The sequence below is a fragment of the Brucella tritici genome (assembly GCF_902825325.1).
Taxonomy (GTDB): Bacteria; Pseudomonadota; Alphaproteobacteria; order Rhizobiales; family Rhizobiaceae; genus Brucella.
On sequence record NZ_CADEAR010000007.1, the window covers coordinates 84,821 to 101,539 of the forward strand.

The following is a 16,719-nucleotide window of genomic DNA, read 5'->3' on the forward strand; positions in this document are numbered from 1 at the left end:
GCCTAGGAGTCCAGATCGTCCTCGGTTTCAGCGACCGTCAGTTCGTCGATGACATTGTGGAAATCAACGGCCTTGCTGAAATTGCGATAGACCGATGCAAAGCGGATATAAGCAATGTCGTCAATGCCTTTCAGCGCATCCATGGCCAGCCGCCCGATTTCGTCGGACGTCACCTCCGCCTCGCCCGAACTTTCAAGCTGGCGGACAATGCCGGAAATGGCGCGCTCAACCCGGTCATTATCGACGTCGCGCTTGCGCAGCGCCACTTCGATGGATCGTGTGAGCTTGTCGCGATCGAAAGGAACCCGACGCCCGCTTTTCTTCACGACCATCAGGTCACGCAACTGTACGCGCTCAAAGGTCGTGAAACGGCCTCCACACACCGAGCAGACACGACGCCGGCGAATGACGGCACCATCTTCCGCCGGACGGGAATCCTTCACTTGCGTATCTTCAGACTGGCAATAGGGACAACGCATGGAACACTTTCGATTTCAATATCGGCAATTTCAATATCGGCAAGTTCGCACTGGCGACGAATGGCTCCTATGTGGGGATACCCCCATCCAAAACTCAAGAGCTTTGCCATCGACGGCCGATTCCCGGTCATCATAGCTCATAAGCGGCAAGCTACCTACCGGATGCGACAATGAAAAAGCCCCGCTCAACAGAGTTGAACGGGGCTTCATCTCAATCATGGAGACGGGCTTAACCCTGATAGCCATACATCGGGAAACGGTCGGTCAGGGCGATAACCTTTTCCTTCACGGCCTGTTCGACAGCGGCATTGCCTTCGTCGGAGTTGGCAACCTTGAGACCATCGAGAACTTCGGCAATCAGCGAACCGATTTCCTTGAATTCAGCAGCACCAAAGCCGCGGGTCGTGCCTGCTGGCGTGCCAAGACGGACGCCGGAGGTGACAAACGGCTTTTCAGGGTCGAACGGAATGCCATTCTTGTTGCAGGTGATGTTGGCGCGGCCAAGAGCAGCTTCTGCACGCTTGCCGGTTGCGTTCTTCGGACGCAGATCGACCAGCATCAGGTGATTGTCGGTGCCGCCCGAAACGATGTCCAGGCCATTCGACTTCAGCTCTTCGGCCAGAGCGCGCGCATTGTCGACGACGTTCTTGGCATAAAGCTTGAACTCCGGCTTCAGCGCTTCGGCGAAGGCAACGGCCTTACCGGCGATGACGTGCATCAGCGGACCGCCCTGAAGACCCGGGAACACAGCCGAATTAATCTTCTTGGCAATGTCGGCGTCGTTGGTCAGAATCATGCCGCCGCGTGGACCGCGAAGCGACTTATGCGTCGTCGTGGTGCAGACATGCGCGTGCGGAACCGGCGAAGGATGAACACCACCGGCAACGAGACCGGCAATATGCGCCATATCGACCATGAGATAGGCCCCGACTTCATCGGCGATCTCACGGAAACGCTTCCAGTCCCAGACGCGCGAGTAAGCGGTACCGCCTGCGAGGATGAGCTTCGGCTTGTTTTCACGTGCCAGACGGGCCACTTCGTCCATGTCGAGCAGATGGTCGTCCTGGCGAACGCCATAGGACACGACATTGAACCACTTGCCGGACATGTTGACCGGCGAGCCGTGGGTAAGGTGACCGCCCGAATTGAGGTCGAGGCCCATGAACGTGTCGCCCGGCTGAAGAAGCGCAAGGAACACGGCCTGGTTCATCTGGCTGCCGGAGTTCGGCTGAACGTTGGCGAATTCGGCGCCAAAGAGCTTCTTGGCGCGTTCGATGGCCAGTTCTTCCACGACGTCGACATACTGGCAGCCGCCATAATAGCGCTTGCCCGGATAGCCTTCGGCATATTTGTTGGTGAGGATGGAACCCTGCGCTTCGAGAACAGCGCGCGAAACGATGTTTTCAGAGGCAATCAGCTCGATTTCATGACGCTGGCGACCGAGTTCGTTGCGAATTGCACCGAAAATCTCGGAATCGATGTCCTCGAGGCTTGCATTGAAGAAAACGTCGGACGACGCATTCTTGGCGGCGGCGTTGGCTTGAGACATGTTTCACACCCTCCGGGTTAGCCGGTAAAAGCTATATGGATGAGGCGCATTATCACACTTGGACGCACAAGGCCAATGGCCGCAAAGCGAAAAGCTTATTCCAAAATGCGGCAAACCGATTTGATAATTCAGCGGAGACGAAAAAGCCGTCCGAAACGGGCCCGGACGGCTTCGAAAACTCAAACTCAAGATAAGAATCAGGTGTCGGTGCCGAGTGCGAGTTCGGTCGCACCATCCATCTTGTAGATGTCATCGCGGAACTGCACTACACCGTCGCCAGTGGACCAGGCGGAAATGTAGACAAAGTGCAGCGGAACCGGATCAGCAAGCTGGATCGGGGTGTTCGTGCCGGACTTGATCGTGCTTTCGATGTTCTGACGGTCCCAGCCTGCGGTGTTCTTCAGCAGCCACACATCGAGGTCGCGCACGTTCTGGACGCGAACGCAGCCCGACGAGTCGAAACGCATGAGCTTGTTGAAATAGCTCTTCTGCGGCGTGTCGTGCATGTAAACGGCGTACTGGTTGTGGAAGTTGATCTTGGTCGAGGACATGGCGTTGATCTTGCCGGGGTCCTGACGAAACATCAGCTTCACCGCATCGTCCGTATTCCAGTCGATGCTTTCCGGCGCCACTTCCTGACCGGACTGGTCGTAGAGACGAATCTTGTTCTTCGCCAGATATTGCGGGTCTTTCCGCATCAGCGGAATGATGTCCTTCTGGATGATCGACTTCGGCGCGGTCCAGTAAGGATTGAGAATGACTTCGTGAATCTTCGAATTGAGGATCGGCGTCTGACGATCAATCTTGCCGACAACCGCCGTGTGGCGCTGCACGACGCTGCCGCTTTCAACTGCCTCGATGCGAGCGGCCGGGATGTTGACCATGACGAAACGCTGTTCCTGCATACCCTGATTGGCCAGAGGCGAAAGGCGTTGCAGATTGGTCTGGAGCTGTCCGAGACGTGTATTGGCGTCCACATTCATGGCAGCATAAGTAAACTGCCCCATGACGCCATCGGCAGGCAGGCCATGACGGGACTGGAAGCGCTTTACGGCAGCATCGACATAGGTGTCGAAAGAGCTGGAAAGCCCCGCTTCCTGCGGCAGGTCGCCGGAGATCATGAGACGCTTGCGCAGTGCCTGCACAGACTGGTCGGTGGCGCCGATCTGGAGCTTTGCATTGCCCGGAACGCTCGGCCAGCCGCCGCGACCGGCAATGTCGGTATATTGCGCGATAGCAGTCTGGAGATAGCCGACCGTCTGCGAGCTCAAAACCGGCTGGTTGGTCGCAACTCGCTGGCCACCCGTCGCACGGGCGTCGAACTGGTCAGCCCAGTTGCCGCGGCGCGACGATCCGATAACGTCGGTCAAAGCTTGTTGAGCGTAAGCCGAGGAAACCATGGCGGAGGCTGCCACGGAAAGGCCGGCGGTTGCCGCGCCGCGCAGGAAACTGCGGCGATCTACTCTGAAAGCATCGGCTGGTCTGTCGGTCTTGGTCATTTTGCTTAGTCCCAAAAGGCTAACCGCTCGCGCGGGATCTTCCCAGAGAATATCAGCAATAGGTCAACAAGGCGATATCCGGATTGCAAGCAATGCAAAGCTGCTCGCTTATCCGAAATTCGATTTCGAGCCCATTCCTGACTGAAGGTGGCACAATATTGCCCGTGCCGTTTTAAAACGTTTATGTCGTTTTTTATGGCTTAATCATGTCGCATGGCCGGAATTTCAAGCCATGCGCCTTACGATTGGCAGCTTCACAGTACCTTATTCTTCTCAATGACAGCCTGTTGTGACAGTTCTGCAACTACTTAGAGCCGATAAGCGATGCTGTCGTTCCAGAAGCGGTCGAGACGCTGCAGCGACTTGTTCATCGCCGTGAATTCTTCGACCTGAATACCGCCAACCTGTTCGATCGAGGAGATATGACGTTCGTAGAGCGAAGCCACCTGGTCGGCAATAGCATTGCCCTTGTCTGTCAGGCTGACGCGCACCGAACGACGGTCAACGCGCGAGCGCTGATGATGGATGAAGCCCATTTCAACCAGCTTCTTCAGGTTGTACGAAACGTTCGAGCCGAGATAGTAACCGCGCGAGCGCAGTTCACCGGCGGTCAGTTCGGAATTGCCGATATTGAAGAGCAGAAGCGCCTGCGTCGCATTGATGTCGCTCTGGCCATTGCGGTCGAACTCATCCTTGACGACGTCGAGCAGGCGGCGATGCAGGCGCTCAACCAGCTGGAGAGCTTCCAGATAAAGCGAACGAAGTGCAGTTTCCGGTGTCGTGAGCGGAGCGGATATGTCCGTCTTGCGCTGTGCGTTGATCATTTCTTTTGCCTCTCTGTCGGAGCTGCATTTCATGAAACCATGATGCAGCTCTCTGTCCTGTTTTATGCGGTGTATTGTTCTCACCGTGTCTTGAGAGGAATTTAGGGGAGATGCATAAAATTCGACTTAAAAGTCAGCCTTAACAGTAACTTACCGGAGAGATTGCGCATTCAGGCTTAATGTTTGCTTACTCCAAGCCATTTGCGGGACCGCGCCCGGATACATTGTTACAGCGCCAGAATGCCGGTTTTCCGGCCGTTAGAAAGGCCTGCCACATTAAACTTTCGTCATTTGAGAAGTGTCTGGATAGCGGCTAAATACGAGCCATCTACAATCCATTGGAGGGACCATGGCGCTTCGTCTTGCACATTATTTCGTGGTCGGCGGGCTGATAAGCTTTACCGGCTTTACGAGTTTCGCTCACGCGGAACCGGTTACCGCAGCTCCACAGATGACCATGTATAAAGACCCTTACTGCGGCTGCTGCGAGGGCTGGGCTGAACATATGAAAGCCGCTGGCTTCAATGTCACAGTGAAGGTCGAGGAAGCGATGGATACCGTAAAGGCAAAGTATGGCGTCGGTGCCAATCTTGCCTCATGCCACACGGCAGTCGTCGATGGATATGTCATCGAGGGGCATGTTCCAGCCGGTGCGGTCAAGCGGTTGCTGGCTGAACGTCCGCAGGCCACGGGACTGACGGCACCCGGTATGCCGATGGGATCACCCGGCATGGAAATGCCGGGCAGCCAAGCCGATACCTATGATGTTCTGCTTTTCAAAGGCCAGATGACGAAGCCATTTGCCCGCTATGAAGGGACACAGGCGCTATAAAGCTAAATCGGCAGGTTCGCACGGGCCTGCCGCCTCTTCTCGAAGAAGAGCAGAATGCGAAAAGCGATGAAAATGACGATACAGGCCGCGTTGAAACCCACGGTCAGCGGCTTGTATTCGAAATGTCGCGAAAAAACGGAATAAATGGCAATTTCGCCGAGCGCTGCCACAAACCAAAGCACAGGTCCCCACGGTGCGCGCATCCACAGCCCCGTCGCGGCAACGGGCATCAGCACCGCCAGAGCCACAACCGCTGTCTGCCACGGCCATGGCATGAGATCGAAACGCCAAAGAAGCCCCGGGTGAATCCCGATCAGCCTGATCCAGTAGAAAACGCCGCTGGCCAGCGCCACAAGAGCGAGTATCCGAACGAACCATGTGAAGGCCCATTCGGTTCCACTCGGCTGGGTATGCTGGCGCAGCTCGTTCATATGCATCAAAAGGTCAGTTCCTTGTCACCCAGATTTGCAAAATAGACATTGACCTGTTCAGGCTTCACTTCATCGAGTGTTGCCGGTTTCCACGCGGGCGCACCGTCCTTGTCTATAAGCAATGCGCGAACGCCCTCATAGAAATCGTGCGCTTCCAGCATGCGGTTGGCAATGCGGTATTCCATGCGCATGCAATCATCGAGATTAAGCGGGCGACCATCTGCAATCTGGCGGAAAGTCACCGCGACACTCGTTGGTGAACGGGTGGCGATCACCTTCACGATGTCCATCGCAGCCTTGCTGCCCGCTTGGGCTTCTTTTTCCAGGGCGGCCATGCAATCGCCAAGCGTCGCACCTGAAAAGCATTCCGCGATGATCTGGCGCGTTTCGATAGAGGTTTCAAAATCGGGATACTGGCTGCGCGTCAGTGCCGCATCGATGTCGGCGGTTGCGATGATGTCTTCGCGCAAATCATGCAGATCGCTTGCAGCTACGGCGTGTGTTGCAATCCCGCTTTGCAGGCAGTCGCCCCAGCGAATGCGGTTGCCGGTCAGCGCCAGATAATATCCGAAATTGTCATGCAGATGCGGCAGGAAAGCACTGCCGCCGACATCCGGGAAGAAGCCGATGCCGGTTTCCGGCATGGCAAACATGGTGTTTTCCGTCACGATGCGATGCGAACCGTGAACGGAAATGCCCGCACCGCCGCCCATGATAATCCCGTTAATGAGCGAGATATAGGGCTTTGGGAAACGGCCAATACGCGCATTGAGCCGATATTCGTCGCGGAAGAATTCGTAGGCAGGCGTTCCGGACTGACCGGCCTTGTAGGCGGCAACGACATCGCCGCCCGCACAGAATGCACGCCCCTCGCCTTCCAGAATCACGCAGGCCACTTCAGGATCGTCTTCCCAAGCCTGCAAGGCGCGGTCGAGCGCCAGAATCATTTTATGCGTGAGCGCATTGAGAGCTTCGGTTCGCGTAAGCTTCACAAGCCCCGCTTTTCCCTTGCGTTCAAAGCTGATTTCGCTGCCACCGCCGAAGTCAATCTGCATATCCTGTCTCCCGTTCCATCAAATGGGTAGAAAGTGAGACGCCCCGCGTCAATCCTGCACAGGTCAATGTTCTTGGTTTCATCACTTTTCCCATGATAAACGGTGCGCATCCGATGCTAGTGGATTGAATTTTACGTTTGATACCCGTCCGATATTAATCCCGTTTCAAACGTCAAATTCGAAATATCCATTAGATGGATAAAGTTACTAGTGGTCCTTTTGATCCCGACATTTGCTCAGCGCTCATATCCGAGGGATGCAAATGTCGAAATCAGGCCACTAGTCTTGAGATTTCATATTCCAAGACATCAATTCTCGGGAATAGCTTCATGACCGACCGCCAGTCCAAATATCTGCCCGCCAATATCAGCCAGCATGTCGATGACGTTACCGGCAGCAGGCGCCTGCGCCGCATGCGCAAGGCCGACTGGTCGCGCAGGCTGGTACAGGAAACCCGGCTGACGGTCGATGACCTCATCCTGCCGTTCTTCCTGACCTACGGAACCGGCGTGGCGGAGCCTGTGGAAGCAATGCCCGGCGTTGAACGTCTTTCGGTCGATATGGCCGTTCGCATGGCGGAAAAGGCCGCCAAGCTTGGCATTCCTGCCATCGCCCCCTTCCCCCGCGAAAAGCTGGACGTGAAGACCGAGGACGGTGCCTTCGTCGCCAGCCCGGACAATCTGATCAATCGCGCCGTGCGCGCCATCAAGAAGGAAGTGCCGGAAATTGGTATCATCACCGATGCGGCACTCGATCCCTTCACCACGCATGGCCATGACGGCATCCTGCGGAACGGCGAGATCGTCAACGACGAATCGGTTGCCATGGTGGTTCGCGGTGCTCTTTCGCAGGCTGAAGCCGGTGCGGATATCATCGCGCCTTCCGATATGATGGACGGTCGCGTCGGGGCTGTGCGCCAGGCGCTGGACGAACATGGGTTCTGTCACCTGCCGATCATGTCCTATGCCACCAAATTCGCCTCGGCCTTCTATGGCCCTTATCGCGATGCCATCGGCACGCAGGGACTGCTCAAAGGCGACAAGAAAACCTATTATCTTGATCCGGCCAATCCGGAGGAAGCCGTGCGCGAGGCCGAGCAGGATGTTGCCGAAGGTGCGGATATGTTGATGGTCAAGCCAGGCCTGCCCTATCTCGACATCATCCATCGCCTGAAAAGCGAGTTCCGCCTGCCCACCTATGCCTATCAGGTGTCGGGCGAGTACGCGATGATCAAGGCTGCTGGCATCAATGGCTGGATCGACGAAGAAAAAGTGATGATGGAAAGCCTTCTGGCGTTCAAGCGTGCCGGTTGTGACGGAATTCTTACTTACTTCGCAATCGAAGTGGCTGAAAAGCTTAAACAGCAAGACTAAACGGCGGGTCCTTTCGGCGGGAAATCTTCAAATTTCCTTGAAACCGCCGGTTTTGGTTCCCATGTTGATGGCTGTTCCGCTGAGGTAGCGGGACAGCGCCGGTTGTCACACTACCCCGGACGCTTCCTTGGAAACGACTGGAAGGAAAAATGTCCGACCATATTCTGCACGGCGAAGTCATGGGACCGCGTTATGAAAGCCGCGCATTCTTTGAAGGCGTGCGCACGCGCCGCATTATGGCTTTTCTTATCGATTACCTGATTGTCTTTCTGCTCTGCATTCCGGCAGCAATCGTTATTGCAATCCTCGGCATCATTACGCTGAGCCTCGGCTGGATGCTCTACGGCATCATGTTTCCCATGGTCGCGCTATTTTATGTAGCCCGCACTCTGGGCGGACCGCAGCAGGCCACCAAGGGCATGCAGATGATGAACATCAAGCTCGTCCGGCTCGAAGGCGGCACGGTCGATCCGATGCTCGCTATCGTTCACACGGTCCTGTTCTGGGGTCTCAATGTGGTGCTGACGCCGCTGATCCTGCTCGCTTCGCTGGTTCTCGACCGCAAGCGCACGGTGCACGATCTTCTGCTTGGCACGGCTGTCATTCGTTCAGATCGATAAGCCTATAGAGTTGGCCTATAGAGTTGGATCTACGCATCTGTTTTCCGAAAATCGATTCCGAATTTCGGGTTGATGCTTCAGATCAAAAAAATTCAGAGCCGGCTGCGCAAAATGCCTATTGACGTTTTGTGCCGTCGGCTCAATCCTTAAAGACGGTATCGTGATGGTTTTGCCAGAGCATTTCCAGCAAAAGTGCGAAGCGGTTTTGCGTAGGAAAATGCGTCAAAGCGAGTAAATTAAGCCATTTCGTGGATATTGAATGACCCATCAACCGCAACAGTCTCCGCAGTTCTTTCTGACAGCTCCGTCGCCCTGCCCTTATCTCGAGGGTCAGATGGAGCGAAAAGTCTTTACGCATCTGGTCGGCGACAAAGCGAACGAGATCAACGATCTTCTGACCCAAGGCGGTTTCCGCCGTTCCCAGAACATTGCCTATCGTCCGGCCTGCGAATTGTGCAGGGCATGCATATCCGTTCGCATCCTGGCCGGAGAGTTCAAGATGACGCGCAACATGCGCCGCGTCTGGACACAGAATAATGACCTGATAGGACGTGTGCACAAGGCACAGCCCAGCACCGAACAATATGCGCTTTTCCGCGATTATCTCGATGCGCGCCACCGTTCCGGCGGCATGTCGGACATGACGGTCCTCGACTATGCAATGATGATCGAGGATACGCATGTGAATACGCAGATCATCGAATATCGCAAGCGCGGCCCGGAAAGCTTCATCAGTGCCAAGGGCGACGGTGAGCTGATCGCTGTAGCACTCACCGATGTGATGGCCGATGGCCTGTCGATGGTCTATTCGTTCTTCTCACCGCATATGCATGACCGGTCGCTTGGAACCTACATGATCCTCGATCATATCCAGCGCGCACATGCCGCCGGTCTGCCGCATGTCTATCTCGGCTATTGGGTCGAGGGATCGCGCAAGATGCAGTACAAAATCCGCTTCACTCCGCAGGAGCATCTGGGCCCCCGCGGCTGGCAGCGGTTTGAGGGTTAGACACGAAAAAGGCGGCAAAAGCCGCCTTTCCTTGTATACGCAAGCCAATCTAGAATTTACCCGAACGCGGAAAGCCCTTCGGCACCAGACGACCCGCAGAGGCGCGCGCGCCGATCCACTCGACAAGCTCTTCCTTGTTGCGATTGAAGGTGCGCTCTGCGGAATCCTGCCAGGAAAGCCCTTCAGCAATTGCAAAAGTGCGTACGTCGGATACACCGCCATCCTTGTACTTCTGCAGGCGTACGCCCTTGCCGCGTGTCATTTCTGGAATCTCGGAAAGCGGGAAGACCACCATCTTGCGATTCTCGCCCACGACAGCAATGTGATCGCCGGAGACGCGCTGGCAAAGCTTTGCCTCGTCCGGCGTCTTGACGTTCATCACCTGCTTACCCTTGCGGGTGTTGGCGACCGCCTCATTCTCGGGAACAATGAAACCGTTACCTTCATGGCTGACGAGCAGCAGTTTCGCGGATAGATCATGCACGAAGGCGGTCAGAATATCCTGATCGTTTTCCATATCGACGAGAATGCGGATCGGCTCGCCATGGCCACGACCACCCGGAAGCGTGTTCGCGCCGATGGTGAAGAACTTGCCGCCCGTCGTGAAGAACAGAAGCTTGTCGGTCGTCTCGGCATGGAAAGCGAGCTTGAGCTTGTCGCCTTCCTTGAAGGCAAGCGTGGAGAAGTCGGCCAGATGCCCCTTCATCGCGCGCAGCCAGCCCTTTTCCGACACAACAATCGTGACCGGCTCACGCTCGATCATCGCCTGATGAATATCTTCCAGATCATGGGTTGGCGCATCAGCAAAGGTCGTACGACGTGCGCCGAGCTTGGTCTTCGGACCAAACTTTTCGCGCACCGACTTGATTTCGGCACTGATCTTCTTCCATTGGCGCGTGCCGGAAGCGAGCAGACCTTCGAGGTCTGTCTTCTCGACGGTAAGGTCATCGAACTCCTTGCGGATTTCGAATTCCTCAAGTTTGCGCAACGAACGCAGGCGCATATTGAGGATCGACTCGGCCTGAACATCGGTCAGCTCGAAGGTCCGCATCAGGTCCTGTTTCGGCTCATCTTCCTCACGGATGATGCGGATCACCTCATCCAGATTGAGATAAGCGATCAGGAAGCCGCCAAGGATTTCCAGGCGTCTTTCGATTTCCGCCAGACGGAATTGGGAACGGCGGACAAGCACTTCCTTGCGATGGTCGAGCCACTCGCGCAGAACGCTGCCCAGCGACAGGACATTCGGCACCTTGCCATGCGACAGCACGTTCATGTTCAGCGAAACGCGGCTTTCCAGCTCGGTCAGCTTGAAAAGCGATTCCATCAGCAGTTCAGGATCGACCGTCCGGTTCTTCGGCTCCAGAACGATGCGAATGTCTTCCGCTGACTCGTCGCGGATGTCGTCGAGCAATGGCAGCTTCTTTGCCAGCAGCAGCTCGGCGATCTTTTCGATCAGGCGCGATTTCTGCACCTGATAGGGAATTTCGGTGACGACGATCACCCAGGTGCCGCGATTGCCCTCTTCCTTCTCCCAGCGGGCACGAACGCGAAATGCGCCACGGCCCGTGCGATAGGCATCAAGAATATTATTGTGTGCTTCGACAAGGATGCCTCCCGTCGGGAAATCCGGGCCACGTACCTTGCACTTCAGAAGAGCAGTCGGATCAGTCTCGGCTTCGCGCTTCAGTTCTTCCCACTGTTCCGGCGAGGTAACAAGTTCCTCCACCGGTGCGTCGGGATGATTGATGAGATAAAGCGCCGACGAGCAAAGCTCCGCCACATTATGCGGCGGAATATTGGTCGCCATGCCGACCGCGATGCCTGCCGAACCGTTTGCAAGCAGGTTCGGGAAAGCGCCCGGAAGAACGATCGGCTCCTCGTCCTCTTCATTATAAGTCGGACGGAAATCGATGGCGTTTTCGTTGATGCCTTCCAGCAGCAGCGTCGCCACTTCCGTCATGCGTGCTTCTGTGTAGCGCATGGCGGCAGCGTTATCGCCGTCGATATTGCCGAAGTTGCCCTGCCCGTCCACGAGTGGATAACGCACCGCGAAATCCTGTGCCAGACGCACCAGCGCATCGTAGATCGACGCATCGCCGTGCGGATGGAACTTACCCATCACGTCGCCGACGATACGAGCGCACTTTGCATAGGCCTGATCGGGATTGAGACGCAGCAGACGCATGGCGTGCATGATACGGCGGTGCACCGGCTTCAGGCCGTCGCGCACGTCCGGCAGCGCACGATGCATGATCGTCGACAGCGCATAAGCGAGGTAACGTTCCTCAAGAGCCGATTTGAGATCGACCCGCTCGATGTGTTCTTCGCCGTCATCCGGCGGAATCAGACTTTTTCCCATGTCTCTCAGTACCAACTGCGCGATTCGCCAGCAAGGGTACAGGAGAACCAATCCAGTACATTCGTGTGCAATAGTCGCAATCCTGCCGCCATTTGTGTCCTATAGAGCTATCAGGGGTGAATTTCCCCGGCTGCAATCGCAGGCTGAGGAAATCATGTTGTTATTGCGTGTGATTTCCGCCTATGAATGCCGCGCTACATTAAAGATCAGGCAGGAGCTTCGAATGCAGGTTTTCGTCAACATCAAGCCAGCCGCACGTATTTTGGCTACCGGAACAGCGCTTTCGCTGATTTTCGGCAGCGCGGCCTTGGCGGCAGACGCTAATGCAGTCGCTGAGCGCATCAAGACGCTCTACGCAAAACAGGGCGGCGAACTGAGCTTCGCCAATGTTCAGGCGAATGGCTCCGACATCGTGCTTCAGGGCACGAAGATCAAGCTACCGACAGTCGGTGAAAAGGAAACCGCCCTAGGCGATGTAACGCTCCAGAACGTTCAGGATACACCGGACGGCGGCTACAGCATCGAACTGGTCACCATGCCCGATCTTTCCCTCGCCAGTCAGGAAGACAAGAACGACAAGGCCGAGATCAAGGGCCTTTCTATACAGAACGTGCAGATTCCATCGGAAACGGCCAACGGGCCGCTCGACAGCATCGTCATGTATGACAAGCTGAAGATTGACGAAATCCAGTTCGGCACGCCCGGCACGGATGGTGCCACGGTGAAGGGTTTCGACCTGTCGCTCGACACTTCCAACAAGGCCGAGAAGATCGGCTATGTCTGGACCATTGCCAATATCGATGCGACGTTTGAAAAGGACGGCAAGAACCCACTTGCGCCGCTCGACATGAACACGTTCAACGGTTCGCTGAACTCCAAGGGCAGCTGGTCGCCATCTTCCGGTGACACTTCGCTGGACCAGCTTGAGCTTCAGGCAGCGGAACTCGGCAAGATCAACATCACCGGCAGCCTCGGCGGATATGATCTGGCTTTCCTCGAAGCCGTCCAGAAGACACAGGAAAATATGAGCAAGGCCGATGCAGACAAGGACGCTGCCGGTCTCGCAATTCTGGGTCTTGCAGAACAGCTGAACCTCAAGAATCTGTCGATCCGCTTCGACAATGAAACTCTGACCCAGAAGATTCTCGACTATTACGGCAAGCAGCAGGGCGCCGATGGCAAGCAGCTTGGCGAACAGATGAAGATGATGGTTCCGCTGATGGCAACACAGCTCAAGAATCCTGAGTTTGCCCAGCAGCTCAAGGCCGCATCCGACAAGTTCTTCGACGATCCGAAGTCGCTGACCATCAGCGCATCGCCGGATCAGCCGGTGACCTTCGCTTCGATCGTTGCCACGGCATCGCTGGATCCGACGAAGATCATCCAGCTTCTGAAAGTCAGCGTCGACGCAAACAACTAAAATGAAAAAGCCCGGTGAGTTTTCTCACCGGGCTTTTCTTCACCTAATAAAAAACCCGGCTCCAGGCCGGGTTTTTTATTCCATCGTGTGCTTTTAGCTTTTCTGTACCGGAGCCAGACGGATATGCAGATCGCGCAGCTGCGCGGGCGACACATCCGAAGGCGCGTTCATCAGAAGATCGAGCGCCTGCTGGTTCATCGGGAACAGCGAGATTTCGCGCAGGTTCTTCGCACCGACCAGAAGCATGATGACGCGATCGATACCGGCAGCCATGCCGCCATGCGGAGGCGCGCCGTACTGGAACGCACGATAGAGACCGCCGAAACGCTCTTCCACGTCCTGCTGGCTGAGACCAACCTTTTCAAATGCCATAACCATGACGTCCGGCAACTGATTACGGATCGAACCGGAAGCGATTTCAAAGCCGTTGCAGACGAGATCGTACTGGTAAGCCTTGATCGCAAGCGGGTCCTGGTTTTCCAGCGCGTCCATGCCACCCTGCGGCATGGAGAACGGATTGTGTGCGAAGTCGAGCTTCTTGTTGTCCTCGTCCCATTCGTAGAACGGGAAGTCGATGATCCAGGCCAGTTCGAAACGGTCGCGATCAACGAGATTCAGTTCTTCACCAGCGCGCGTGCGGGCATCGCCTGCGAACTTGTAGAACTTGGACGGCAGACCGGCAACGAAGAAGCAGGCATCGCCGTCTTCCAGACCCATCTGCGTGCGGATCGCTTCGGTGCGCTCTTCACCGATGTTCTTGGCAATCGGGCCTGCGCCTTCGAGCTTGTCGCCTTCCTTGCGCCAGAAGATATAGCCGAGACCCGGCTGGCCTTCGCTCTGCGCCCAGGAGTTCATGCGGTCGCAGAATGCTCTGGAGCCGCCGGTCTTGGCCGGAATGGCCCAGACTTCGACCTTTGGATCGTTGGCGATCATGTTTGCGAAGACCTTGAAGCCCGAACCGGCGAAATGATCGGTCACAGCCTGCATTTCAATCGGGTTGCGCAGATCAGGCTTGTCCGAACCATAGGTGCGGATCGCATCGTCATAGGCGATACGGCGGAAGGTCTGCGTGACCGGCTTGCCTTCGGCAAACTCTTCGAAGATGCCGCGCATGACAGGTTCCATCGTTTCCCAGACTTCTTCCTGGGTCACGAAGCTCATTTCGAGGTCGAGCTGGTAGAATTCGCCCGGCAGGCGGTCTGCACGCGGATCTTCGTCGCGGAAGCAAGGCGCGATCTGGAAGTAGCGGTCGAAACCGGCAACCATCAAAAGCTGCTTGTACTGCTGCGGCGCCTGCGGCAGCGCATAGAACTTGCCTTCGTGAATACGGCTCGGCACGAGGAAGTCGCGTGCACCTTCCGGCGACGAGGCCGTCAGGATCGGCGTGGTGAACTCATTGAAGCCGATTTCTGTCATGCGGCGACGCATCGCAGCAATGATCTTGGTGCGGCTCATGATGTTCTTGTGCAGCGTTTCACGGCGCAGATCGAGGAAACGGTACTTCAGGCGGATATCTTCCGGGTAGTCCGGCTCGCCGAATACAGGCAGCGGCAATTCCTTGGCAGCCGCCAGCACTTCGATTTCGGTTGCGAAGATTTCGACTTCGCCGGTCGGCAGATTCGTATTGACCGCATCGTCTGCGCGGGCCTTCACTTCACCATCGACACGGATAACCCATTCGCCACGAACGGTTTCAGCAACCTTGAAGGCGGGCGAATCGGGATCGGCCACGATCTGGGTAATGCCGTAATGATCGCGAAGATCGATGAAGAGAATGCCGCCATGGTCACGGACGCGGTGAACCCATCCGGAAAGGCGAACGTTCGAACCAACGTCCGTCTTGCGAAGGGCTGCGCAGGTATGGCTGCGGTAACGGTGCATGATTTCTGCCTTTTGGTAAGATAAGTCAGTGCAGGCAAAGCGCTGCAAATTCTGGCGGAAAAGCGCATTTTGACCGGGTTTTGTCAAGTCTGCACTCTCTACAAGGGTCGAGGTTCGGGCCACATGACGCAACGTATCGACAAAAAACACGATTTGCACTTGTTATGCTGCGGGTTTTGCGCATTCTTTCGCGACAAGCGGCCGCGCTTTCTCTAAAAGGTAGACATGCATCTCATCACGACGACAGAGGCCCTCGAAGAGGCCGTATCCGCCCTTGCCAAATCCGATTTCGTCACGGTCGATACAGAATTCATCCGTGAAACGACGTTCTGGCCGGAATTGTGCCTTATCCAGATGGCCTCTCCAGACCATACGGCGCTAGTGGACGCGCTTGCGCCGGGGCTCGACCTCGCGCCGTTCTTCCGCCTGATGGCGGACGAGAAGACCGTCAAGGTTTTCCATGCCGCGCGGCAGGATATCGAAATTGTCTTCCATCTCGGCGACCTCATCCCTTCACCTGTCTTTGACAGTCAGGTTGCGGCGATGGTTTGCGGGTTTGGCGATGCCATTTCCTATGACCAGCTTGTGCAGAAGGTCACCGGCAAGCACATCGACAAGTCTTCCCGGTTTACCGACTGGCGCCGTCGGCCGCTTTCGGACAAGCAACTCGACTATGCCCTGGCCGACGTTACCTATCTGCGTGACATCTACCTCTATCTGAAGGAAGAACTTCAGAAAGAAGGTCGCAGTGAGTGGGTGAATGAGGAAATGGCGGTGTTGACTTCCCGCGAAACCTACGACCTGCATCCGGACGATGCGTGGCGGCGGGTAAAGGCGCGCGTTCGCAAGCCGCTTGAACTTGCCATCGTGCAGGCTGTGGCCGCCTGGCGTGAACGCGAAGCACGCGAGCGCAATGTGCCGCGCGGACGCATCATCAAGGACGACACGATTGCCGAAATCGCGCAGCAGCAGCCGCGCGATGCCGAGGCGCTCGGTCGCCTGCGCTCGATCCCGAAAGGCTGGGAGCGCTCGGCGCAGGCCGCCGGTCTGGTGGCTGCAATCCAGTCCGCGCTTGAAATCCCCAAGGAAGATTTGCCGAAATTGCCGAAGCCGTCGCATTCGCCGGAAGGCAGCGCTGCTGCTGCAGATATCCTCAAAGTTCTGCTCAAGCTTGTGACGGAAGAGCACGGCGTCGCGGCAAAGATCGTCGCCAGTTCTGATGACATCGAAAAGATCGCCTCAGAAGGCGACAAGGCCAATGTACCTGCCCTGCATGGCTGGCGTCGCGAGGTTTTCGGTCAGAAAGCCCTCGATCTCATCGACGGCAAGATCGTCATCAAGTTCGAGAACCGACGGATCAGGGCAGTTGAGTTAGGGCAATAAGG

Annotated in this window: 14 protein-coding genes; 6 read left to right on the forward strand and 8 right to left on the reverse strand. The window is 56.3% G+C overall.

The features are described 5' to 3' along the window. Positions 1-2 precede the first annotated feature (2 nt). From nrdR to ldtR, 4 genes are all read right to left on the reverse strand, one after another. On the reverse strand, positions 3-479 hold the full coding sequence (gene nrdR / locus HWX93_RS11940) for a transcriptional regulator NrdR (RefSeq protein WP_061347378.1): 477 nt from the start codon (positions 477-479) through the stop codon (positions 3-5). Between the two features lie 229 nt (positions 480-708). After that, on the reverse strand, positions 709-2,028 hold the full coding sequence (gene glyA / locus HWX93_RS11945; protein WP_151554774.1) for a serine hydroxymethyltransferase: 1,320 nt from the start codon (positions 2,026-2,028) through the stop codon (positions 709-711). Between the two features lie 197 nt (positions 2,029-2,225). After that, entirely contained in the window at positions 2,226-3,527 is a 1,302-nt protein-coding gene (locus HWX93_RS11950; RefSeq protein ID WP_176037482.1) for a L,D-transpeptidase family protein, read from the reverse strand. A 308-nt stretch (positions 3,528-3,835) separates the two neighbouring features. Then, complete coding sequence (gene ldtR / locus HWX93_RS11955; RefSeq protein WP_010661087.1) at positions 3,836-4,351, reverse strand: transcriptional regulator LdtR; 516 nt, start codon at positions 4,349-4,351, stop codon at positions 3,836-3,838. Positions 4,352-4,700: 349 nt separating this feature from the next. Between ldtR and HWX93_RS11960 the strand changes: the two genes are divergently transcribed. Continuing rightward, the gene (locus HWX93_RS11960; RefSeq protein WP_176037483.1) at positions 4,701-5,183 is read left to right on the forward strand and encodes a DUF411 domain-containing protein; all 483 of its coding nucleotides are present in this window, start codon (positions 4,701-4,703) and stop codon (positions 5,181-5,183) included. A gap of 2 nt (positions 5,184-5,185) precedes the next feature. Here HWX93_RS11960 and HWX93_RS11965 read toward each other — a convergent pair whose 3' ends face one another. Both HWX93_RS11965 and HWX93_RS11970 read right to left on the reverse strand, forming a co-directional pair. Next, positions 5,186-5,620: a DUF6163 family protein gene (locus tag HWX93_RS11965; RefSeq protein ID WP_061347374.1), complete on the reverse strand. Its 435-nt coding sequence runs from the start codon at positions 5,618-5,620 to the stop codon at positions 5,186-5,188. After that, positions 5,620-6,669: an enoyl-CoA hydratase/isomerase family protein gene (locus HWX93_RS11970; RefSeq protein WP_151554777.1), complete on the reverse strand. Its 1,050-nt coding sequence runs from the start codon at positions 6,667-6,669 to the stop codon at positions 5,620-5,622. The genes HWX93_RS11965 and HWX93_RS11970 overlap by 1 nt, the downstream gene beginning before the upstream one ends. A 329-nt stretch (positions 6,670-6,998) precedes the next feature. On the opposite strand from HWX93_RS11970, the gene hemB reads away from it, so the two are divergent. From hemB to HWX93_RS11985, 3 genes are all read left to right on the forward strand, one after another. Beyond that, entirely contained in the window at positions 6,999-8,042 is a 1,044-nt protein-coding gene (hemB, locus tag HWX93_RS11975; protein WP_151554778.1) for a porphobilinogen synthase, read from the forward strand. Positions 8,043-8,191: 149 nt separating this feature from the next. Next, positions 8,192-8,662, forward strand: coding sequence for an RDD family protein (locus tag HWX93_RS11980; protein ID WP_061347371.1), 471 nt, complete (start codon positions 8,192-8,194; stop codon positions 8,660-8,662). A 259-nt stretch (positions 8,663-8,921) separates the two neighbouring features. Further along, positions 8,922-9,671 (forward strand): arginyltransferase, encoded by a 750-nt coding sequence (locus tag HWX93_RS11985; RefSeq protein ID WP_012092346.1) that lies wholly within the window; start codon positions 8,922-8,924, stop codon positions 9,669-9,671. A 49-nt stretch (positions 9,672-9,720) separates the two neighbouring features. On the opposite strand, the gene HWX93_RS11990 is transcribed toward HWX93_RS11985, so the two are convergent. After that, positions 9,721-12,033, reverse strand: a complete 2,313-nt coding sequence (locus HWX93_RS11990; protein WP_151554780.1) for a DNA topoisomerase IV subunit A — start codon at positions 12,031-12,033, stop codon at positions 9,721-9,723. A 223-nt stretch (positions 12,034-12,256) separates the two neighbouring features. Here HWX93_RS11990 and HWX93_RS11995 point away from each other — a divergent pair, with 223 nt between their 5' ends. Then, the gene (locus HWX93_RS11995; protein WP_151554781.1) at positions 12,257-13,453 is read left to right on the forward strand and encodes a hypothetical protein; all 1,197 of its coding nucleotides are present in this window, start codon (positions 12,257-12,259) and stop codon (positions 13,451-13,453) included. Positions 13,454-13,546: 93 nt separating this feature from the next. Here the strand turns inward: HWX93_RS11995 and aspS are convergent, their stop codons facing one another. Beyond that, positions 13,547-15,334 carry an aspartate--tRNA ligase gene (aspS, locus tag HWX93_RS12000; protein WP_151554782.1) on the reverse strand — a complete coding sequence of 596 codons (1,788 nt, stop codon included), beginning with the start codon at positions 15,332-15,334 and terminating at the stop codon, positions 13,547-13,549. 225 nt (positions 15,335-15,559) lie between these two features. Here aspS and rnd point away from each other — a divergent pair, with 225 nt between their 5' ends. After that, positions 15,560-16,717, forward strand: a complete 1,158-nt coding sequence (rnd, locus tag HWX93_RS12005; RefSeq protein ID WP_151554783.1) for a ribonuclease D — start codon at positions 15,560-15,562, stop codon at positions 16,715-16,717. Positions 16,718-16,719: the final 2 nt, after the last annotated feature.